The sequence below is a fragment of the Streptomyces zhihengii genome (assembly GCF_016919245.1).
Taxonomy (GTDB): domain Bacteria; phylum Actinomycetota; class Actinomycetes; order Streptomycetales; family Streptomycetaceae; genus Streptomyces; species Streptomyces zhihengii.
On record NZ_JAFEJA010000002.1, the window covers coordinates 530,504 to 553,978 of the forward strand.

Below are 23,475 nucleotides of genomic sequence, written 5' to 3' on the forward strand. Positions count from 1 at the left end.
GCTCAGTGGGACTCGTCGAGGATCTGGAACAGCTCCTCGGCGGTCGCCGTTTCGAGGCTGACGCTGTCGTCCGCCTGCTGCCCTGCGTCGTTCCACCGGGCGAGCAGCTCGCGCAGCCGGCCGCCGACCGTGGCCCGGTCGGCGTCGTCGGCGTCCACCGCGGCCAGGACGTCCTCCAGCCGGCCGAGTTCCTCCAGGGCGCGCGCGGACGCGGCCACCGGCTCCGGGGTCAGTTCCCCGCGCAGGTGGCGGGCGACGGCGAGCGGGGTGGAGTAGTCGAACACCAGCGTGGCCGGCAGGCGCAGCCCGGTCAGGGCGGCGAGCCGGTTGCGCAGTTCGACGCCGGTGAGGGAGTCGACGCCGACGTCGAGGAAGCCCCGCTCCGGGCGGATCGCCTCCGGTCCCGAGTGGCCCAGGACGGCGGCGAGTTGGGTGCGGACCAGGTCGAGGACCACCTCGTGGCGCTCGTCGTCGCCGAGGTCGGCGAGGCGGCGCCGCAGCCCCGCACCGTCGTCGCCCGCGGCGACGGGGGAGGGGGCGGGGCGGCCGGCCCCGGCGAGGTCGCGCAGCAGCGGCGGCACGGCCTCGGGACGGGTACGCAGCGAGCCGGTGTCGAGGACCATCGGGACGGTGACGGCGGTGGCGGCGCCGCACGCGGCGTCGAACAGCGTCATGCCGTCCTCCGTGGACAGCGGTGTCAGCCCGAGCCGCCTGACGCGCCGGACATCGGCCTCGGTCAGCCCGGCGGTCATACCGCTCGCCTCCGCCCACGGGCCCCACGCCATGGAGACCGCCGGCAGGCCGGTGGCCCGCCGGTGGTGGGCGAGCGCGTCCAGATAGGCGTTCGCGGCCGCGTAGTTCGCCTGGCCGGCGGCGCCGAAGGTCGCCGACGCCGACGAGAACAGCACGAACGCGGACAGGTCCAGGTCCCGGGTCAGCTCGTGCAGGTGCCGTGCGCCGTTCGCCTTGGCGTGCAGCGCCCGGTCGAGCCGGCCGGCGTCGAGACCGGCGACCAGGCCGTCGTCGAGCACGCCAGCGGCGTGGACGACGGCGCGCAGCGGCAGGTCGGCCGGAATCGCCCGCAGCAGGCGGGCGACCTCCTCCCGGTCGCCGATGTCGCAGGCGACCACCGTGGCGTCGCAGCCCAGTGCGGTGAGGTCGGCGACGAGGTCCCGCGCCCCCGGGGCGTCGGGGCCGCGCCGGCTGGTGAGCACCAGGCGGCGGACGCCGTGGACGGAGGCCAGGTGCCGGGCGAGCGCCGAGCCGATGGTGCCGGTGCCGCCGGTGATCAGGGTGGTGCCCGTCGTGTCGGCCGGCGCCTGCGCCGGCGTTTCGGCGCGCACCAGGCGCGGCGCGTGCAACCGGCCCTCGCGCACCGCCACCTGGGGTTCCGGGCCGCTGAGCGCCTCGGAGAGAGCGGCGGGGGAGGCGGGGCGGTCGTCGAGGTCGACCAGGACGAAGCGGCCGGGGTGCTCCGCCTGCGCGGACCGGATCAGCCCCCAGGCCGCGGCGGCCGCGAGGTCGCCGATGTCCTCGTGCCCGCCGACCGCCGCGGCGCCCCGGGTGACGACGGCGAGACGGGCGTCGGCCCGGTGCTCGTCGGCCAGCCACCGCTGGACGAGCGCGAGCGCGTCGTGCAGCACTCCGGCCGGTCCCGCGGGCCCGTCGGCGCCCGCCAGCGACGCCACGCTCACGGCCGTGCCACCGCCGTCGCCGCCGTCGGTGTCGGTGTGCCGGCGGACCTGCGCCCCGGCCTCCCGGAGCTGCCCGCCGACGCCCAGCGGGTCCGGCCCCAGCACCGTCCACGACAGCTCGGCGGGCGCCGCGTTGTGCGGAACCGCGGCCCAGCCGACCTGGAACAGCGCGTTGTGCGCCGGGTGCCGCACCGCGCCGAAGCCGTCGGGAACGGGACGCGAGACGATCATGTCCGCCGAGGCGACCGGGAGACCGGCGGCGTCGGTGACGGTGACGCCGACGCCGTCCTGCCCGGCCGTCACCAGCCGGACCCGCAGGGCGCGCACGCCCCGCCGGAAGAGGCGCACACCGCGCCAGGAGAACGGCAGTTCCGCCCGGGTCGGCTCGGCCCCCGACCCCAGCGAACGCAGCAGGCCGATGCCGTGCAGCGCCGCGTCCAGCAGCGCCGGGTGGACGGCGAAACCTGCCGCGTCCGGACCGTCGGAGCCGTCGGGGACGTCAGGGGCGAGGGCGACCTCCGCGTACACCTCTCCGTCGCGGTGCCAGGCGGAGCGCATGGCCTGGAACGCCGGGCCGTAGCGGTAGCCGAGGGCGGCGAGGTCGTCGTAGAAGCCGCCGAGGTCGATCTCGGCGGCGCCGGGCGGCGGCCACGGCGTCAGGGAGCCGGGCTCCGGCTCCGGTTCGGGCGCCGTGGGCGCGAGCGTGGCGGTGGCGTGCAGGATCCAGCCCTCGGCCGCCTCCTCCGCGCCCGGGGATCCGTCGTCGGGCCGCGAGTGGATGCCCACGGACCGGCGTCCGGTGCCGTCCGGCGGCTGGACGACGGCCTGGAGGCGGACGGCGCCCGAGCCGGCGAGGACCAGCGGTGCGCCGAGGGTGACCTCCTCGACGTACGGGCAGCCGACCCGGCCGCCCGCGGTGACCGCGAACTCCACGAAGGCGGTGCCGGGCACCAGGACCGTCCCGAGGACCGCGTGGTCGGCGAGCCACGGGTGGGTCCGTGTCGACACCCGGCCGGTCAGCAGGACCGTGTCGGTGCCCGCCACCGGCGCGGCGGCGGTGAGGACCGGGTGCGCGGTGGCGTCCAGGCCCGCCCCGGACGGGTCGGTGCCGGGCGCCGCCGGGAGCGAGTTCATCCAGTACCGCTCGCTCTGGAACGGGTAGGTGGGAAGGTCGACGGTGCGCGCCCCGCGTCCGCCGAGGGCGGCGCTCCAGTCGACGCGGACGCCGGACACGTGCGCCTCGGCGGCGGAGGCCAGCATGCGCGCCGTGCCGCCTTCCCCGGTGCGCAGCGACGGGACGGGAGCGGGCCACCCGACGCCGTCGTCGCCGATCGTCTCCAGCGTCTCCTGGATGCCCATGGTGAGGATCGGGTGCGGGCTGACCTCGACGAAGTGCCGGTAGCCCTGCTCCGCGAGGCCGCGCACCGCGGGCTCGAACCCGACGCACCGGCGCAGATTGCCGTACCAGTACGCGCCGTCGAGGGCCGTGGTGTCGGTCCAGCCGCCGGTGACACTGGAGAAGAACGGGACACCGCCCTCCCGCGGCGCGATGCCCGCCAGGGCCTCCCGCAGCGGTTCTTCCAGTTCCTCGACATGGTGGGAGTGCGAGGCGTAGCCGATGCGCACCGGCCGGGCGCGGACGCCCTCGGCCGCGCACTCGGCGGCGAGCGCGGCGAGCGCGTCGTGGTCGCCGCTGACGACGTTCGCGCGGGGCGCGTTGCGCGCGCCGAGGCAGAGCCGGCCGTCCCACGCCGCGATGCGCTTGTCGATCTCCTCGACGGACAGCGCGACCGACAGCATGCCACCGCGGCCGACGATCCGGCCCAGCAGTTCGGAGCGCAGGGCGACGACCCGGGCCGCGTCGTCGAGCGACAGCGCCCCGGCGACGTACGCGGCGGCGATCTCGCCCTGCGAGTGGCCGACGACGGCGTCCGGCTCCACACCCCACGAGCGCCACAGCGCGGCCAGCGACACCATCACGGTGAACAGGGAGATCTGCACGACGTCGTCGCGCTCCAGCGACGCGGCGCCGTCCGTGCCGCGCAGGACGTCGAGCACCGACCAGTCGGTGTGGCGGGCGAACGCCTCGTCGCAGGCCGCGGCCGCCCGGGCGAAGACCGGCTCGGTCTCCAGCAGCGGGCCGCCCATGCCGAGCCACTGCGATCCCTGGCCGGAGAACACGAACGCGGTGCGGCCCTCGACGGCCCGGCCGCGGACGGCACCGGCGGGCAGGTCGCCGGCCGCCAGCGCGGCCAGGGCGCCCGGGGAGCCGTCGAGGACGACCGCGCGGTGCTCGAAGGCGGTCCGGGTGGTGGCCAGCGACCAGGCGGTGTCGGCCGGATCGAACCCCGGCCGGCTGCCGATGTGGGCGCCCAGCCGTTCGGCCTGCTCCCGCAGCGCCCGTTCGGTGCGCCCCGACAGCAGCCACGGCAGGGCTGCGGGCGGCGTCGCCGGCCGGGTCGCGGGCGGGGCGTCGGCGCTCGCCCGGGGCGGGGTGTCCGGCGCCTGTTCGAGGATGGCGTGGGCGTTGGTGCCGCTGCCGCCGAAGGAGGAGACACCGGCCCGGCGGATCCGGCCGGTCTCCGGCCAGGGCCGCGCCTCGGTGAGCAGCGCGACGGTGCCCGGCGACCAGTCCACGTGCGGGGTCGGTTCGTCGGCGTGCCGCGTGGGCGGCAGGACGCCGTGCCGCAGCGCCATCACGGTCTTGATCACCCCGGCGATGCCGGAGGCGCTCTGCGCGTGGCCGATGTTGGACTTCACCGAGCCGAGCCACAGCGGCTCGCCGCCCTCGCCCCGGCCCTGCCCGTAGGTCGCCAGCAGCGCCTGGGCCTCGATGGGGTCGCCGAGCGGGGTGCCGGTGCCGTGCGCCTCCACGCAGTCGACGTCCCCGGCGTCCACCCGGGCCGCGGCCAGGGCCGCGGCGATGACGCGGCGCTGGGACGGGCCGTTGGGCGCGGTCAGGCCGTTGCTCGCGCCGTCCTGGTTGACCGCCGAACCGGCGACCACGGCCAGGATGCGGTGGCCCTCGGCGAGGGCCGTGCTCAGGCGCTGCAGGGCGACGACGCCCACGCCCTCGCTCCAGCCGGTGCCGTCGGCCGCGGCGGCGAACGGCTTGCAGCGGCCGTCCGGAGCCAAGCCGCCCTGGCGGCTGAACTCGGTGAACGACGTCGGCGTCGGCAGGACGGTGACGCCGCCGGCCAGGGCCAGGTCGCACTCCCCCTGACGCAGTGCCTGGCAGGCCAGGTGCAGGGCGACGAGCGAGGAGGAGCACGCGGTGTCGACGGTGACGGCGGGCCCCTCCAGGCCGAGGGTGTAGGACAGCCGCCCGGACACGGCGGCCGTGCCGGTGCCGGCGAGGAAGAACCCCTCGGCGCCGAGGGCGTCGCCGCCGCCGAGGCCGTAGCCCTGGAACGCCGTGCCCACGAACACCCCGGTACGGCTGCCGCCCAGGCCCGACGGGTCGATGTGCGAGCGCTCCAGCGCCTCCCAGGCGGTCTCCAGCAGCACCCGCTGCTGCGGGTCCATCGCCGTCGCCTCGCGGGGGCTGATGCCGAAGAACTCGGCGTCGAAGTCGCCCGCCGCGTCGAGGAAACCGCCCTCGCGGACGTACGAGCTGCCGGGCCGCTCCCGGTCGGGGTCGTAGAGGGCGTCGAGGTCCCAGCCCCGGTCGTCGGGGAACGGGGTGATCGCGTCACCGCCGTCCAGGACGAGGTCCCACAGGTCCTCCGGCGACCGCACCCCGCCGGGGAACCGGCAGCCCATGCCGATGATCGCGACGGGTTCGTCGGCGGGCCCGGCCGCGACGGCCGCCCGGGGCGTGCCGGCCGCCTCCGGCGCACCGGCGGCACCGGCCGTGCCGAGCAGTTCGTCCGCGAGGAAGCCGGCCAGCGCGTTCGGTGTCGGATGGTCGAAGGCGATGGTGGTGGGCAGCCGCAGGCCGGTCGCGCCGCGCAGCCGGTTGCGGATGTCGACGGCGGTCAGGGAGTCGAAACCGAGCTCCCGGAACGCCCGCCCGGGTTCGATGTCCGCCGGCCCCTCGTGCCCCAGGGCCGCCGCGGCCTCGGTGCGCACCAGGGTCAGCAGGAACGGCCGGCGTTCGCCGGCGGGCAGTTCGGCCAGCCGGCGGCGGAAACCGGAATCCGCGTCGCCGTCGGCGCCGGTGCCGTCACCGGCGTCGGCCAGGGCACGCGCCGCCTCCGGGATCTCGCCGATGAGCGGACGGGGACGGGCGGCGGCGTAACCGGGGGAGAAGCGGGCCCAGTCCATGTCGGTGACGGTCAGCAGCGTCTCGTCGTGGGTCAGCGCCTGGCCGAGCGCGACGAGCGCGAGCTGCGGGGACATCAGGCGCAGACCGCGCCGTCCGAGGAGTTCGACCGCGGTGGCGTCGGCCATGCCGCCGCCGTCCCAGCCGCCCCAGGACACCGAGGTGGCGGGCCTGGACCGCCGGCGGCGCCGCACGGCCAGCGCGTCGAGCCGTGCGTTGGCGGCAGCGTAGGCGGCCTGCCCGGCCCCGCCCCACACGGCGGCGCCCGACGAGAAGAGGACGAACGCCTCCAGCCCGTCGCCGAGCAGTTCGTCGAGGTGGTGCGCGCCGTCGGCCTTCGCCGCGACCATACGGGCGAGTTCCTCGGTCGTGGTGTCGAGGACGGGGGTGGACTGGGGCACGCCCGCCGCGTGGACGACGGTGGTGACGGGCGGGCCGTCGGGCAGCGCCGCGAGCATGGCCCGCAGTGCTTCGCGGTTGCTCACGTCACAGGCCTCGACCAGGACCTCCGTCCCGGACGCGGCGAGTTCCGCGACCAGTTCGGCCGCGCCCGGCGCCTGCGGTCCCCGGCGGCTCGTCAGCACGATGCGGGGTGCACCCCGTTCGGCCAGCCAGCGGGCGACGTGCGCGCCGAGGGCGCCGGTGCCGCCGGTGACCAGCGCGGTGCCGGACGGACGCCATCCGTCGGTGCGCGGGGCGTGGCCGAGGGGTGCGCGCACCAGGCGGCGGGCGAAGACCCCGGCGGGGCGGACGGCGACCTGGTCCTCGTCGTCGAGGCCGGCCAGGACGACGGCGAGGCGGTCGGCGGCCCGCTCGTCGATCTCGGCCGGCAGGTCCACGAGACCGCCCCAGCGGGCGGGCAGTTCCAGTCCGGTGACGAGCCCGAGGCCCCACAGCGCGGCCTGGTCGGTGTCCGGCGCCGGGTCGGCCTCGTTCACGCAGACCGCGCCGCGGGTCGCCGTCCACAGCGGTGCGGGCACGTCGAGGGCGTCGACCGCCCGGACGAGCGCGAGCGTCGCGGCGAGACCGGTCGCGACGCCGTCGGGGCCGGGGCGGGTGTCGAGGCCGAGCAGCGACAGCACGCCGCCGACCCGGCCTCCCGCGGGGCCGGGACCGGCCGCCGCCGCGGCCTCGGCGAGGGCCTCGCCGAGCCGGCCGGCCAGACCCGCGCCGGACGGATCGCCGTCGGCCGCGGACACCGTCACGACCTGGGCGGCCCCCCGCGCGGCCAGGGCCCGCACGCACCGACGGGCGATGTCGTCCGGGTCGTGGGCGGGGGCGACGAGCAGCCAGGTGCCGGACAGGGCCGGCCGCGGCAGGCGGGCCTTGCGCCGCCAGGCGACGCGGTAGCGCCAGCCGTCCACGGTGGACCGGTCACCGCGCTCGGCCCGCCAGGCGGACAGCACGGGCAACGCCGCGGCGGCACCGTCCAGCAGCTCGCGCTGCCCCGGGTCGACGACGTCGAGCGCGTCGGCGAGCGCCCGCGGATCGCCGCCCGCGACGGCGGCCCAGAAGCGCTCGTCGGCCGGGTCGGCGAGGCCGGGACCGGCCGGCGCGCCGGCGGCGGAGGCTGCCTCCAGCCAGTACCGCCGGCGCTGGAACGGGTAGCCGGGCAGCTCGGGGAGTGCGTCGGGGGCGCCGGTCGGGGGCAGCACGGTGTCCCAGTCGGGGGCGAGGCCCCGGGCGAACGCGGTCGCCAGCGCCTCCCGGAAGCGCTTCGGGCCGCCGCTGCCACGGCGCAGCGTCGTGACGACGACCGTGCCGTCGGCGTCCACGGAGTCGGCGATGTCCTCGATGCCGGCGGTCAGCGACGGATACGGGCTCGGTTCGACGAACGCGCGGAAGCCGTCGTTCAGCATCGCGGTGACCGCCGGGGCGAACCGCACCGGGCTGCGCATGTTGCGGTACCAGTACGCCGCGTCCAGGGCGGTGCCGTCGACCGGACCGCCGTCCACGGCCGAGTAGAAGGGGATCGCCGCGGCCCGGGGCGTGATCCCGGCGAGCGCGGCCAGCGCCTCCTCGCGGAGGCTCTCCACCTCGGGCGAGTGGGCGGCGCCGGTGATGGCGACCCGGTGGGCGGCGATCTCGTCGGCGGCGAGCGCGGCGGCGAGTTCGCCGACCGCCTCCGGGTCGCCGGAGACCACCGTGGCCCGCGGGCCGTTGACGGCGGCGAGGTGCAGCCGGCCCGGCCACCGCGCCATCCGCTCGGTGAGTTCACCGACGGGCAGGGTGACGGTCAGCATCGCGCCTTCGCTGCGGGCGGCGGCGAGCAGCCGGCTGCGGACGACGACGATCTTCGCCGCGTCCTCCAGAGACAGGGCGCCGGCGACGCAGGCCGCCGCGATCTCGCCCTGCGAGTGCCCGACGACGGCCTCCGGCACGATGCCGTGCGCGCGCCACAGGGCGGCGAGGGAGACCATCATCGCGAACAGGGCCGGCTGGACGACGTCGAGCCGGTCGAGCGAGGGGGCGCCGTCGGCGCCCGTCAGGACGTCCTCCACCGACCAGTCGGCGTGCTCCGCGACGGCGGCCGAGCACGCGCGCAGCGTGTCACGGAACACCGGCGCGCCGCTCATCAGTTCCGCGGCCATCCGGGGCCACTGCGAGCCCTGCCCGGGGAAGACGAAGGCGACCGGGCCGCCCGCGCCGGTCTCCCCGCGCACCAGGCCCTTGACGCCGTGGGCGCCGGCGAGGCCGTCGAGCTGGGCGAGGTACTGCTCCGGGCCGGGGCCGAGCAGCACGGCGCGGTGGCGGAACGCGGTGCGGCCGGTCGCCAGGGCGCGGGCCACGGCGGGCACCGCCTCCGGGGTGCCGAGGCCGGGCCGCCGGTCCAGGTGGGCGCGCAGCCGGGCCGCCTGGGCGCGCAGCGCCGCCTCCGTCCGGCCGGACAGCACCCACGGCAGCGGGGCGCCGGCGACGGCAGGGGTGAACGGCGCCGCGGAATCCCGCGGCGCCGCCGGCTGCGCCGGAGCCTCCTCGACGATGACGTGGGCGTTGGTGCCGCTCATGCCGAACGACGACACGCCGGCCCGGCGCACGACGCCGTCGCGCGGCCACGGCACCGGCCGGGTCAGCAGCCGCATCGCCCCGGACGACCAGTCCACGTGCGGCGTCGCCTCGGCGGCGTGCAGGGTCGCCGGGAGCACCTCGTGGCGCAGCGCCTGCACCATCTTGATGACGCCGGCCACACCGGAGGCGCACTGGGAGTGGCCGATGTTGGACTTGACCGAGCCGACCCACAGGGGGCGTTCCGCGGGCCGGTCGCCGCCGTAGGCGGCCAGCAGGGCCCGGCCCTCGATCGGGTCGCCGAGTGCGGTGCCGGTGCCGTGGGCCTCGACGGCGTCGACCTCGTGCGGGTGCAGGCCGGCGTTGCCCAGCGCCTGCCGGATCACCCGCTGCTGGGCCCGGCCGCTCGGGGCGGTGAGGCCGTTGCTCGCGCCGTCGTGGTTGACGGCGGAGCCGCGCAGCACCGCCAGCACCCGGTGGCCGTTGCGCCGCGCGTCGGAGAGCCGCTCGGTGAGGAGCATCCCGGCGCCCTCGCTCCAGCCGGTGCCGTCGGCGTCGGCGGAGAACACCTTGCACCGGCCGTCGGCGGCCAGGGCGCCGCCCTGGCTGCCGTCCGTGAACATGCTCGGCGTGGTCATCACCGTGACGCCGCCGACCAGGGCCAGCGTGCACTCGCCGCGGCGCAGCGCCTCGGCGGCCATGTGCACGGCCACCAGCGACGAGGAGCAGGCCGTGTCGACGGTGAGGGTCGGGCCCTCCAGCCCCAGCACATAGGCGACGCGTCCGGACGCGACGCTGGTCGACGTGCCCAGGAACAGGTGCGGGCCCGTCTCCTCGGGGATGTCGAGCGCGCCGGCGCCGTAGCCCGTGGACGCCGCGCCGACGAAGACGCCGGTGGCGCTGCCGGCGAGGGAACCGGGGGCGATCCCGGCGTGCTCGACGGCTTCCCAGGCGGTCTCCAGCAGCAGCCGCTGCTGCGGGTCCATGGCGAGTGCCTCGCGCGGGCCGATGCCGAAGAACGCGGCGTCGAAGTCCGCCATGCCGTCGATGAATCCGCCCTCGAAGACACGGCTGCGGCCGGCGTCGGGGCTGTCGGCGGCGTAGATGGAGTCGAGCTGCCAGCCCCGGTCGTCGGGGAACGGCGCGATGGCGTCGACGCCGTCGCTGACGAGCCGCCACAGATCGTCCGGGGTGTTGGCGGAGCCGGGCAGCCGGCAGCTCATCCCGATGATCGCGATCGGATCGTCGGCGGCCGGCGCGGGCGCCCCCGCCGGGGCCAGGGCGGCCGTCTCCCCGCCGTCCTCGTCCGTACGGTCGCCGACCACGGCCCGGCCGAGCATTCCGGCCAGCAGCCGGGGGGTCGGGTGGTCGAAGACGAGGGTGGCCGGCAGCCGCAGCCCGGTGGCAGCGGACAGCCGGTTGCGCAGCTCCACGGAGGTCAGCGAGTCGAAGCCGAGCTCCTTGAACGCCCGCCCCGCCTCGACGGCCTGCGGCCCGGCGAAGCCGAGGACCGCGGCGGCGGCGGAACGGACCAGGTCGAGCAGGAACCGCGCACGCTCCTGGGGACTGAGCGCGGCGAGCCGGTCCGCCGATGCGGCGCCCGCGACGGGGCCGGCGTCCCCGGCCGTCCGCCGTGCGCCGGCCCGCACCAGCCCGCTCAGCAGCGGCGGCAGCGATCCGGCGGCGGCCAGCACCTTGGTGTCCAGCCCGGTCGGCACGAGGGCCGCGTGCGGCGAGGCCAGTGCGGCGTCGAGCAGCGCGAGGCCGTGCTCGACGGTCAGCAGCGGGAAACCGGAGCGGGCGATGCGCTCGCGGTCCGCCGGGGTGAGCCGGGCGGCCATGCCGGCGGTGCCGTCCCAGGCGCCCCAGGCCAGTGACAGGGCGGGCAGGCCGGCGGCGTGCCGGTGCTGGGCCAGGGCGTCGAGGAACGCGTTGGCGGCGGCGTAGTTGCCCTGGCCGGCGGCACCGAGGGTCCCGGCGACGGAGGAGAACAGCACGAAGGCCGCCAGGTCGTGATGGCGGGTCAGCTCGTGCAGGTGGAGCGCGGCGTCGGCCTTCGGCCCGAGGACGGTGTCGAGCCGCGCCGGGGTGAGGGCCTCGACGGTGCCGTCGTCGAGCACACCGGCGGCGTGGACGACGGCGGTCAGCGGACGGTCGGCCGGGATCGCGCCGAGGACACCGGCGAGGGCGTCCCGGTCGGAGACGTCGCAGGCCAGGACCTCGACCTCGGCGCCCAGCGCGGTCAGTTCGGCGGTCAGCTCCGGGGCGCCCGGGGCGCCGGGACCGCCGCGGCCGAGGAGGACGAGGCGGCCGGCGCCGTGCGCGGTGACGAGATGCCGGGCGACGAGCGCGCCCAGGCCGCCGGTGCCACCGGTGACCAGGACGGTGCCGGCGGGATCGAGCGGCCGCGGGACGGTGAGGACGACCTTGCCGATGTGGCGGGCCTGGCCGACGTGGCGGAACGCGTCCGGCGCCTGCCGGACGTCGAACGCCCGGACGGGCGGCAGCCGCAGCGCCCCGGTCCGCAGCAGGGCCAGCAGCTCGGCCAGGATCTCCCCGATGCGCTCCGGGCCCGCCTCCCACAGGTCGAACGCCTGGTAGCGGACGCCGGGATGGGCGGCCGCGACCTCGCCGGCGTCCCGGACGTCGTTCTTGCCCATTTCGAGGAACCGGCCGCCGCGCGGCAGGAGCCGCAGCGAGGCGTCGACGAACTCACCCGCGAGCGCGTCGAGGACGAGGTCCACACCGCGCCCGGAGGTGGCGGCGGCGAAGCCCTCCTCGAAACCGAGGTCCCGCGACGACGCGAGACGGTCCCCGGCGACCCCCATGGCCCGCACCGCGTCCCACTTGCCGGGGCTCGCGGTGGCGAAGACCTCGGCGCCGAGATGCCGGGCGAGCTGGACGGCCGCGGTCCCCACACCGCCGGCGGCGGCGTGCACGAGGACCGCCTCGCCGGCCCGGAGCCCGCCGAGGTCGACCAGGGCGTAGTACGCGGTGGCGTAGGCGATCGGCACCGCGGCCGCCTCCGCGAACGTCATGTCCGGCGGCACGGGGGCGAGCAGACGGTGATCCGTCACCGCGACCGGGCCGAACGCGCCCGTGAACACACCCGTCACCCGGTCGCCCGGCACCAGGCCGGCGACCTCCGGACCGGTCTCCAGGACGACGCCCGCCGCCTCACCGCCCAGACGCACCTCGCCCGGGTACATGCCCAGCGCGTACAGCACGTCGCGGAAGTTCATCCCCGCGGCGCGCACGGCGACGCGCACCTGCCCGGGGCCGAGCGGCGACTCCGGGTCCGCGGGGGAGAGCCGCAGGTTCTCCAGCGTGCCCGGCTCCGGGATGTCCAGATGCCAGGCCGCCGCGTGCGCGGGCACGGGCAGGCCGGCCGTCTGCGCGGCCCGGACGAGCCGGGCGGCGAACACGGCCCCCGCGCGCACCGCGATCTGCGGCTCGCCCGCGCCGATCGCGGCGCCGACCGCCGCCCACGGCACGTCGTCGCCGTCGGTGTCCGCGAGCAGGAAGCGGCCCGGCTCCTCGGACTGCGCGGCCCGGACCAGACCCCACACCGCGGCCGCCGCCGGGTCGGGTGCCCGGTCGTCGGGCACGGCGAGCACCGCGTGACGGGTGAGCACCACCAGCCGCGAGCCGGCGCACCGCTCGTCGGCCGCCCACCGCTGGAGCACCTCCAGCACCCGCCCGGTCAGGGCGCGCACCCGGGCCGGGTCGCCGGCCGCCGGGCCCTGGCCGGGCGCCGTGCCGGTGACCCGCAGGACCACGGTCGGGGGCAGCGGGCCGTCGGGGAGCGACGTGCCCGGCCCGAAGGCGTCGAAGACCGCACCGGGCGCCGTCGCGGCGGCGGCCCCGTCGGCCGGCAGCGGGGTCCACCCGAGCCGGCACAGACCGTCGGTCCGCACGGCGGGCTCCGCCGGCGCCGCCACGGGGCGCACGACCAGCCGGTCGACCACGAGGACCTGCTCGCCGGTGTCGTCGGCGGCCGCGAGGGCGACACCGCCGTCCGACGGTGTGAGCCGCACCCGCAGCGCCGACGCGCCGGTGGCCCGCAGCGACACCCCGGTGAAGGAGAACGGCAGACCCGCGGCGCCCGTCGCGGCACCGGCCTGGGCCTGGAGGGCGGCGTCCAGCAGCGCCGGATGGACGCCGTAGGAGCGCGCCTGGGACGCGTCGGACTCCGGCAGGCGCACCTCGGCGAACACCTCGCCGTCACGCCGCCACAGACCGTGGATGCCGCGGAACGCCGGGCCGTAGTGCAGGCCGGAGCCGTCCAGCAGGTCGTACACGCCGTCCACGGGGACGCCGACCGCGTCGGCGGGCGGCCACTGCCGCGCCCAGCCGGCGTCCGGATCCCGGTCCGCGGAGGTCTCGGGGGCGAGGACACCGCCGGCGTGCCGGACCCACTCCCCCTCGGGCCAGCCCTCGTCCGCGGGGACGCCGGGCCGCGCGTACACGGCCAGGTCCCGCCGCCCGCCCGCGTCCGCGGCGCCGACGGCGACCTGCAACTGGACACCGCCCCGCTCGGGCAGCACCAGCGGCGTCTGCAGCACCAGTTCCTCGACGCGACCGCAGCCGACCTGGTCGCCGGCGCGGATCGCGAGCTCCACGAACGCGGTGCCGGGCAGTACGGTGCGCCCCATGACCACGTGGTCGGCGGACCACTGCGGACGGCCCGTCGAGAGCCATCCGAAGAACAGCAGCTCGTCGCCCTCGGCGACACTGACACCGGCGCCCAGCAGCGGGTGCCGGGTGACACCGAGCCCGGCCGCCGCCATGTCGCCGGCCGGCGCCACCGGCCGCGGCCAGTAGCGGTCCGTCCCGAAGGCGTAGGTCGGCAGGGCCACGGGCCGGCCGCCGACGCCGGGGAACACGGCCGGCCAGTCGGGGGCCACGCCGTGCGCGTGCAGTTCGGCCAGTGCCGCCGTCGCGGCGACCGCCTCGCCCTGCTTCCGCCGCAACGACGGCACCAGCACGGCCGGTTCGCCCCGGTGGGCGAGCGACTCCCCGGCCATCGCGGTCAGGACGCCGTCCGGCCCGAGCTCCAGGTACCGGGTCACGCCGTGTCCGTCGAGCCAGGCCACACCGTCCGCGAACCGGACCTCCCCGCGCACCTGGCGGACCCAGTAGTCGGGGTCGGTGAGCTCGCCGGCGCCGGCCACCTCGCCGGTGAGGTTCGAGACGACCGGCACGGTCGGGCTGCCGTACGTCAGCCCGGCCGCGATGCCGCGGAACTCCTCCAGCATCGGGTCCATGTGGGCCGAGTGGAACGCGTGCGACACCCGCAGCCGCCGGGTCCGCACACCCTGCTCCCGCCAGTGGGCCTCCAGCTCGCCGACGGCGTCGCGGTCACCGGAGACGACCACCGAGGCGGGCCCGTTGACGGCGGCGACATCCACCCGGGGCGTCCGGCCGGACAGCACCGCGCGGACGTCCGCCTCGGTCGCCTCGACGGCGAGCATCGCGCCGTCGCCGGCCATCCGCTGCATCAGCCGCCCCCGGGCGGCGACCAGGGCGCACGCGTCCGGCAGCGACCACACCCCGGCCACATGCGCGGCGGCGAGCTCGCCGACGGAGTGGCCCAGCAGGTAGTCCGGGACGACGCCCCAGTGCGCGAACAGCCGGTGAAGCGCGACCTCCAGCGCGAACAGCGCCGGCTGGGCGTACTCGGTACGGTCCAGCAGCCCGGCATCGGGCGATCCCGGCACGGCGAACAGCACCTCGCGCAGCGGGCGCTCCAGGTGCGGGTCCAGGGCCTCGCACACCTCGTCGAGGGCGCGGGCGAACACCAGCTGGACGGCGTACAGTTCGCGGCCCGTACCGGCACGCTGCGCGCCCTGCCCGGTGAACAGCATCGCCAGCTTCGCCGTCTGCCGCGTGCCGCGCGCCACCCCCTGCCGGACGAGGCCGCTCTCGGCGCCCTGCTCGACGGCGGTGAGGGCGGCGAGCAGCTCGTCGCGGTCGCCCGCCGTCACCACGGCACGGTGCGGGAGCGCCGCCCGGGTCGTCGCCAGCGCGTGTCCGAGGGCCGCGAGGTCGAGACCGGGCTCCGACAGGACGCGTTCCCGCAGCCGGGCGGCCTGGCCGGGCAGCGCGGACGCCGTCTTGGCACTGACCGGGAACGGCAGCGGCGCTCCGGCCGGCCGGGGCGCGTCCGCCGCGCCGCCGGCCTCCGGGACGGCCGTACCGGCGGTGGCCGATCCGGGCGCGGTTGTTCCGGCGGTGGCCGTTCCGGGCGCGGTCGTTGCTGCGGTGGCCGTTCCGGAGGCGCCCGTGGGCGCGTCGTCGGGCTGCGGCTCGGGTGGCTGTTCGAGGATCAGGTGGGCGTTCGTGCCGCTCAGTCCGAACGAGGAGACGCCCGCCCGGCGCGGCTCGTCGGTCCGCGGCCAGTCCCGGGCCTCGGTGAGCAGCTCCGCCGCGCCCGCCGTCCAGTCGACGTGCGGGGTGGGCTCGTCGACGTGCAGGGTCGCCGGCAGGACGCCGTGCCGCAACGCGTACACCGTCTTGATCACCGACGCGACGCCGGCCGCGGCCTGGGTGTGGCCGATGTTGGACTTGACCGAGCCGATCCACAGCGGCCGGCCGGCCGGGCGGTCCTGCCCGTACGCCGCGATCAGCGACCGGGCCTCGATCGGATCGCCCAGGCTCGTGCCGGTGCCGTGCGCCTCGACGGCGTCGACCTGACCGGGCGCCAGGCGGGCGTCGGCCAGCGCCTGGAGGATCACCCGCTGCTGCGACGGCCCGTTGGGGGCGGTGAGCCCGTTGGACGCGCCGTCCTGGTTCACCGCCGAACCGCGGATCACCGCGAGCACCGGGTGGTTCAGCCGCAGCGCGTCCGACAGCCGCTCCACCAGCAGCACGCCCGCACCCTCGGACCAGCCGGTGCCGTCGGCCGCCGCGGCGAAGGACTTGCACCGGCCGTCACCGGCGAGACCGCCCTGCCGGATGAACTCGGAGAACACACCGGGCGTCGCCATCACCGTCACACCGCCGGCCAGGGCGAGGGTGCTCTCCCCGCGCCGCAGCGACTGGCACGCCAGGTGCAGCGCGACGAGCGACGACGAACAGGCCGTGTCCACGGTGACCGCGGGCCCCTCCAGACCCAGCGTGTACGCCACACGGCCCGAGATCACCGCGGTGGCGCCCCCGGTCAGCAGATACCCCTCGCCGCCCCGCTCGGCCACACCCGGCAGCGAGGTGTAGTGCTGGTCGTTGGCGCCGACGAACACACCGGTGCGGCTGCCGCGCAGCGACGACGGATCGATGCCCGCGGCCTCGACCGCCTCCCAGGACGTCTGCAGCAGCAGCCGCTGCTGGGGGTCCATCGCGAGGGCCTCGCGCGGCGAGATGTCGAAGAACTCCGGGTCGAACCGGGCGGCGTCGTCCACGAAGCCGCCCACCGGGACATGACCCCCGCCGGACCCCTCCGAGTCCGCCCCGGCGGAACCCGCGCCGGCGTCGAACAGCCCGTCGAGCTGCCAGCCGCGGTCCTCGGGGAACGGGCCGACGGCGTCGCCGCCCGCGAGGACGAGCCGCCACAGGTCCTCGGGCGCGCGCACACCACCGGGAAATCGGCAGCTCATCCCGACGACGGCGATCGGCTCCCGATCCTCTTTCTCGGCCTCGCGCAACCGCTGCTTCGTCCGGTGCAGATCAGCGGTCACCAGCTTCAGATATTCACGCAGCGTTCCGTCGTCCACCATCTGAAGGGATCCCCATTTCCGCGGGCGACGCAGTGGCCGGCTGTCGCAATGCCCAAGGCCTCATGCACAGGACCCCGGTCGGGGGAAGGCTAGTCACGGACCTGGGCCGGAACCAACCCCTGCCCGAGCCGACCCGGCGGCAAGAACGCTAGGGGGGCCGATTTCTAGGGGGACATATAGGGGTTGACGCCGAACCCGCTGGTCATAAGCTTTTGCCGCTACTTCCGATCGGATTGGCTGGGCGACAGTGGATAGGCCGCGAGTGCTTTTCGACCTCACCGACCCGGCCCTCATGAATGACCGGTACGGGTATTATCGGCGGCTGCGCGAAACAGAGCCGATCCATCATTCACCGATGGGCTTCTGGACGCTCTCCCGGTACGCCGACGTCGAAGCCTTCCTCCGCGCGCCGCAGACCTCCTCGGCCCCGCCGTCGGACCCGCTCTTCGCCGCCCTGCGCGGCGGACACGACGCACCCGCGATGCGCAGCATGCGCAAGTGGATGGCCGGGAAGGACGGCCCCGAACACCGGCGGCTGCGCCGCCTGGTGGCCCGGGCCCTCACCCCCAACGCCGTCGAACGGCTGCGGCCGGAGGTCCACCGGATCGTCGACGGCCTCATCGACGAGATGGGCGAGGGCGAGGTCGACCTGATCGAACAGTTCGCCACCCCGGTGCCGATCGCCGTCATCTGCGGGCTGCTCGGCATCCCGATCGAGGACGCCTGGCGCTGCCTGGAGTGGACCAACGCCATCGCGAACATCATCGACCCGCTCATCACACCCCAGATGCGCATCGCGATGAACCGGGCCGAGCCCCAGTTCAACGCCTACATCCGGGAGCAGATCGAGCTGCGGCGCAGCCACCCGCGGGACGACGTCCTCAGCATGCTGATGCAGAAGGACGCCGACGGCGACGGGCTGAGCGACGAGGACGTCATCGCCCAGGTGCTGCTGCTGTTCAACGCCGGCCACGAGACCACACTCAACGTCATCGGCAACGCCGTCCACGCACTGCTCACCCACCCCGAACAGCTGCGGATCCTGCGCGAACACCCCGAACTCGTCGAGCCCGCCTTCGAGGAACTCGTCCGGTACAACGCCACGGTGCAGATCATCGCCCGGCAGCTCACCGGAGACCTGACCATCGACGGCACCGTCATCCCGGCAGGCTCCCCGGTGCTCGGCATCACCGGCGCCGCGCACCACGACCCGGCCAGGTTCGAGAACCCCCACCTGCTCGACGTGCGCCGCCGAGGGGTGCGCTCGCTCGCCTTCGGCTCGGGCCCGCACGCCTGCATCGCCGCCATGCTCGGCAAGGCCGAGGTCTCCATCGCCCTCGGCAGCCTGCTGCGGCGCTACGAGACCATCGAGTTCGCCACGGACGAGCAGCAGTGGCACACGCGCTTCCACTTCGTCCTCGGGCTCACCAAGCTCCCGCTGCGGGTCGCCTTCCGCCGCTAGCCGGCCCCCGATCCGCCCCGGCGCCCCGCCGCCCCGGCGTGCGCCCCGCGTGGCCGGCGGCGGGCCGGAGCCCGCCGCCCGCCGTTCTCACCCGAGCTGTTCCAGCCACCTGGCGACCGCCATGGCGGTCGTCTCGCCGTGCTCGCGCATGATCGTGAGGTGGTTGCCCGGCACGTCGACGGCCTCGTGCGCCAGCCGCCAGGACGCCCGCCAGTCCCCGTCGAGATTCCACTCCCCGATCGGTTCCGACGCCCGCACCAGCAGCGTCGGGGCCTGGATCTCCCGGGGGTGGAACTGCGCGAACATCAGCCCGTACCACGCCTGCGCGGTGAGGCGGACGTCGTTCATGGGCACGGACAGGTCCTCCCGCTCGAACATGCCGTCGCTGAACTCGTCCATCCACTCCGAGTGCACCGGCTGGTCCAGCGGATACGAGTCGACCAGGACGACACCCGCCGGCACCCTGCCCATCTGCTCCAGCCGGTAGGCCAGCGCGTGGGCGAACAGGCCGCCGCCGGAGTGGCCGACGATCACGAACGGATTGTCGCCCACCGCCTCCAGCAGCGTCCGGGCCTGCCAGCCCAGCGCCGCGTCGGGACCGGCCGGCAGCAGCTCGCCGTCACGGTAGCCCGGCACCGGCAGCGCGACGACATCGCGCTGCCCGCGGAACGGCACGGCGAACCGGGCGAACTCGTGGGCCCCGGCCACGGCGGAGATGCCGCACTGGCCGACGATCCGCATCGGCGCGTCGCCCCGGGCCAGGAACACCGGCCGGGGCGCCACCTCCAGCTCGTCGGGTTCCTCGAACCTCGGGCGGTAGCTCGCCATCTCCATGAGGAGCTCCATGAACTTCGGCAGCTTGCCCGCCCGCCCGGCCTCCCGCATCAGCGTGCGCAGGATGCCGCCGTCACGCGGCGCGGCGTCGCCGGCCTCCTCGGCCACCGCGTCGCCAGCGTCCGGACCGAGCACCAGGTGCAGCACATGGGCCCCCAGCGCGGCCGGTGTGGTGTGCTCGAACACCACCGAGCCGCCCAGCGGCACGCCCGCGGCGACCTGCAGGGCGTCGCGGAGCTCGACCGCCGTCAGGGAACTCATGCCCAACTCCAGGAACTCACGGTCCGGTTCGACCGCCTCCACGTCCGGATAGGCGAGCACCGCCGCCGTGTGCGCCCGGACCAGGTGCACCGTCGCGCGATACCGTTCGGCGCGCGGCAGCCGCTCCAGCCGCTCCCGGAAGCCCCCGGGATCCTCGCCCCCGTCCACCGTGCCGATGCCCCGCAGACGGCGCACCTCCGGCAGATCGGCCAGCAGGCGACGGTCCCGGTCCACCGTGTACGCGGCGGCGAACCGCGGCCAGTTGACGTCGGCGACGACGACACCCGCGTCCGGGCGGTCCGGCAGCATCGCGAGGACACCGGTCGCCAGCTCCGGTGGCATCGTCCGCAGGCTGCCGTCCCGCGCCCGCTCCGGCTCCTCCGGATCATCGGCGACGGCGTCCGTCCACGGACCCCAGGCCACCGACACCGCGGCCGCTCCGCCCGCGCGGCGATGGGCGGCCAGGGCGTCGAGGTAGGCCCCGACCGCCGACCGGGCGGCCTGCCGGGCATCACCCCAGACTCCGGCGGCCGGTGCCAGCAGCACGAACGCGGACAGACCGAGGCCGGCGGTGAGTTCGTGCAGGTTGCGTGCCCCGGCCACGGCCCGGTCGATCACGTCGAGCCCGGCGGGCGTCAGTGCCGAAGCCTCGCCGTCCGCGGCGATGTCGGGCGCGTACACGACGGCGGCCAGCGGCCGCTCGCCGGGGACCCCCGCGACGACCTCCGCCAGAGCCGCACGGTCCGCCGGTGCGCAGGACGCGACCGTGACCTGCGCACCGCGCCCGGTCAGGTCCCCGACCAGCTCGGCCGCGCCGGGCGCCGCCGAGCCGTCCGGGCCGGTCAGCAGCAGGTGCCGGACGCCCTCGTCGGCGAGCCGGCGGGCCGTCCCGGCACCGATCGTGCCCGTGCCGCCGACCACCAGCACCGTCCCGGACTCCGGCCAGCGGACCGGCTTGTCGTCGGTGACCGGGTTCGGCACGTCCGGCACCAGCCGGGGCTGCCGGAGCTGACCGTCACGGACCGCCAGCTGGTCCGCTCCGGACATCAGCGCGGCGGCGAACTGCGGCCAGTCACGGTCGGCGGGCTCCTCGGGCAGGTCGATCAGACCACCCCAGGGGACGGTTCCGGCACGGTCGATCGCGCGGCCGAGCCCCCAGACCAGCGCCTGCGCGGGACTGCGGACCGGATCGGACACACCGGTCGACACCGCACCCGAGGTGACACACCACAGACGGGCGTCGACACCCGCGTCGCCGAGGGCGCGGGCCAGCTCCAGCGTGCCCGCGACGCCCGCCCTCTCGTCGGGCGCGCCGAGCGCCGTCAGCGAGACGACCCCGGCGATCCTGCCTGCCCCGGCGAGCGCCTGCTCGATCCGCTCGGCCAGGACCTGCCGCGTCATGTGCGCACCGTCGACCGGCAGGCTCACCGCGGCGGCGCCGACGCCGGCCAGCGCGGCGGTGATCCCGGCTCGCGGACCGTCGGCGGACGAGACGACCAGCCAGGTACCGGCGGAGCCCTCGACGGCGGGCAGATCGGTGACCGGCTTCCAGACGACCCGATGACGCCACGAGTCGAGGAGCGACCGCTGCTGATGGCGCTGCCGCCATGCGGACAGCGCGGGCAGCGCCGATTCGAGTCCGGCCAGCTCCTCCAGGTCACCGCGCTCCACGGCGTCCCAGAACGTGGCGTCCACCATGCCGCCGGTGACCGTCCGGGCCGAGATCTCCGGCCAGTAGCGCGCCCGCTGGAAGGCATAGGTCGGCAGCGGGATCACCTGGCCGCCCCACCCCGCGTACAGCTTCGCCCAGTCGACGGCGACGCCCGCCGTCCACAGGCGGCCGAGTGCCGTGAGGGCGGTGTCGGTCTCGTCGCGGTCCTTGCGCAGGACGGCGGCGAACACGGCGTCGGCGGTGATGTCCCGGACCATCGCGGACAGGACTCCGTCCGGGCCCAGCTCCAGGTAGCGGGTGACGCCCATGGCGTCGAGGGCGGTGACGCCGTCGGCGAAGCGGACGGGCCGGCGGATCTGGCGGAGCCAGTAGTCCGGGTCCTGCATCAGCCCCGGTTCGGCCACCGCGCCGGTCAGGTTGGAGACGACCGGGATGCGTGCGGGGTGGAACGTCAGCCCGTCCAGGACGCGGCCGAACTCCTCCAGCACGGGCTCCATGTGGGCGGAGTGGAACGCGTGCGACACGGTGAGGGTGTTGTGCCGGATGCCCTGTCCGGCGCAGTGGGCGGCGTAGGCCTCGACGGCTTCGAGACTGCCGGAGAGGACGACGGAGGTGGGGCCGTTGACGGCGGCGATGTCGAGTCCGGAGTCGGCGACATCGGCTTCGGTCGCCTGGACGGCGAGCATGCCGCCACCGGCGGGCAGCGCCTGCATCAGCCGGCCGCGTTCGGCGACCAGCACGCACGCGTCGTCCAGGGACAGGATCCCGGACACATGCGCTGCGGTGATCTCGCCCAGCGAGTGGCCCAGCAGCACATCGGGCGTGACGCCCCACGACTCGACGAGCCGGAACAGGGCCACTTCGAGGGCGAACAGGCCCGCCTGGGCCCACATCGTCCGGTCCAGTTCGGCACCGTCGGTCAGGACCTCCCGCAGGGGCCGCTCCAGCCGGGCGTCCAGCCGGGCGCAGACCGCGTCGAAGGCGTCGGCGAAGACCGGAAAGGCGTCGTAGAGCCCCAGGCCCATACCGGCCCGCTGCGAACCCTGGCCGGTGAACAGGAACGCCAGGCGGCCCTCACCCGCCACACCCGCGGCGAGCACGTCCCCGCCCGCGTCGAGCACCACCCGGTGCTCCAGCGCGGCACGGGTGCTCGCGAGGGACCAGCCGACATCCACCGGATCCAGCGCCGGACGCTCCGCCACGAACGACCGCAGCCGCTCGACCTGCGCCCCCAGCGCGGCCTCCGTCTTCGCCGCCACCACCCACGGCACCACCCCCGGCACCTGCCGCGCCGCGGCCACCGGCACCCGGTCCGGAGCCTGCTCCAGGATCACATGCGCGTTGGTACCGCTGATCCCGAACGAGGACACCCCCGCACGCCGCGGACGACCCGTCTCCGGCCACTCACGGTTCCCGGTCAGCAGCTCCACCGCACCGGCGGACCAGTCCACATGGGGCGAGGGCTCGTCGACGTGGAGCGTCGCGGGCAGCACTCCGTGCCGCAGGGCCATCACCATCTTGATCACACCGGCGACACCGGCGGCCGCCTGGGTGTGGCCGATGTTCGACTTCACCGACCCCAGCCACAGCGGTGCGTCACCCTCGCCGCGGCCCTGGCCGTAGGTGGCGAGCAGGGCCTGTGCCTCGATCGGGTCGCCGAGGCGGGTACCCGTGCCATGGGCTTCGACGGCGTCGACATCCGTACCGGTGAGCTGCGCGTCGGCCAGCGCCTGGCGGATGACCCGCTGCTGGGCCGGCCCGTTGGGTGCGGTGAGTCCGTTGCTGGCCCCGTCCTGGTTGACGGCGCTGCCCCGGACGACGGCGAGGATGTGGTGTCCGTTGCGCTGGGCGTCGGAGAGGCGTTCGACGAGGAGGAGGCCGGCGCCTTCGCCCCAGCCGGTGCCGTCGGCCGCGGCGGCGAAGGCCTTGCAGCGGCCGTCGGAGGCGAGGCCGTCCTGGCGGTCGAACTCGGCGAACGCACCCGGCGTGGCCATCACGGTCACACCGCCGACGAGCGCGAGTTCGCACTCACCGGACCGCAGTGCCTGACCGGCCCAGTGCAGGGCCACCAGGGACGACGAGCAGGCGGTGTCGACGGTGACGGCCGGGCCTTCGAGGCCGAAGACGTAGGAGATCCGGCCGGAGAGCACGGCGGCCGCGTTCCCGACGGCGGCGTGTCCGTCACCCTGATCGTCGGAGACGGCGAGCAGGTGCATGTAGTCCTGGCCGTTCGTGCCCGCGAACACACCCACACTCCGTCCGCGCAGCGACCGCGGATCCATGCCCGCCGACTCGAAGGTCTCCCACGCGGTCTCCAGCAGCAGCCGCTGCTGCGGGTCCATCGTCAACGCCTCGCGCGGCGAGATCCCGAACAGCCCCGCGTCGAACTCGTCGGCGTCGTCCACGAACCCGCCGATCGGCGTGTACGTCCCGAACACCCCCTCGGGCCAGCCCCGGTCGGTCGGGAAGGCGGACATGGCGTCCCCACCACCCACGACCAGGTCCCACAGCCGCTCGGGTGTCGTCGTCCCGCCCGGGAACCGGCACGCCATACCCACGATCGCGAG

At 76.1% G+C, this 23,475-nt stretch carries 3 protein-coding genes and 1 pseudogene; 1 reads left to right on the forward strand and 3 read right to left on the reverse strand.

Annotated features, from left to right (window positions below):
* Nucleotides 1-2: 2 nt before the first annotated feature.
* Nucleotides 3-16,676: a type I polyketide synthase gene (locus JE024_RS41310; protein WP_443742874.1), complete on the reverse strand. Its 16,674-nt coding sequence runs from the start codon at nucleotides 16,674-16,676 to the stop codon at nucleotides 3-5.
* Nucleotides 16,677-17,034: 358 nt separating this feature from the next.
* Between JE024_RS41310 and JE024_RS30555 the strand changes: the two genes are divergently transcribed.
* Nucleotides 17,035-18,141: a cytochrome P450 gene (locus tag JE024_RS30555; protein ID WP_205377180.1), complete on the forward strand. Its 1,107-nt coding sequence runs from the start codon at nucleotides 17,035-17,037 to the stop codon at nucleotides 18,139-18,141.
* An 87-nt stretch (nucleotides 18,142-18,228) separates the two neighbouring features.
* Here JE024_RS30555 and JE024_RS42570 read toward each other — a convergent pair whose 3' ends face one another.
* Nucleotides 18,229-19,026: an alpha/beta fold hydrolase gene (locus JE024_RS42570; protein WP_443742875.1), complete on the reverse strand. Its 798-nt coding sequence runs from the start codon at nucleotides 19,024-19,026 to the stop codon at nucleotides 18,229-18,231.
* Nucleotides 19,027-19,131: 105 nt separating this feature from the next.
* Nucleotides 19,132-23,460: pseudogene (locus tag JE024_RS42575) on the reverse strand (type I polyketide synthase); the annotation flags it as partial.
* Nucleotides 23,461-23,475 lie beyond the last annotated feature (15 nt).

Bases quoted from the DNA above. Each gene is read 5' to 3' on its own strand.
- JE024_RS30555 (WP_205377180.1), top strand. From the start codon at position 17,035: ATGGGCTTCTGGACGCTCTCCCGGTACGCCGACGTCGAAGCCTTCCTC.
- JE024_RS42570 (WP_443742875.1), bottom strand. From the start codon at position 19,026: ATGCGGGAGGCCGGGCGGGCGGGCAAGCTGCCGAAGTTCATGGAGCTC.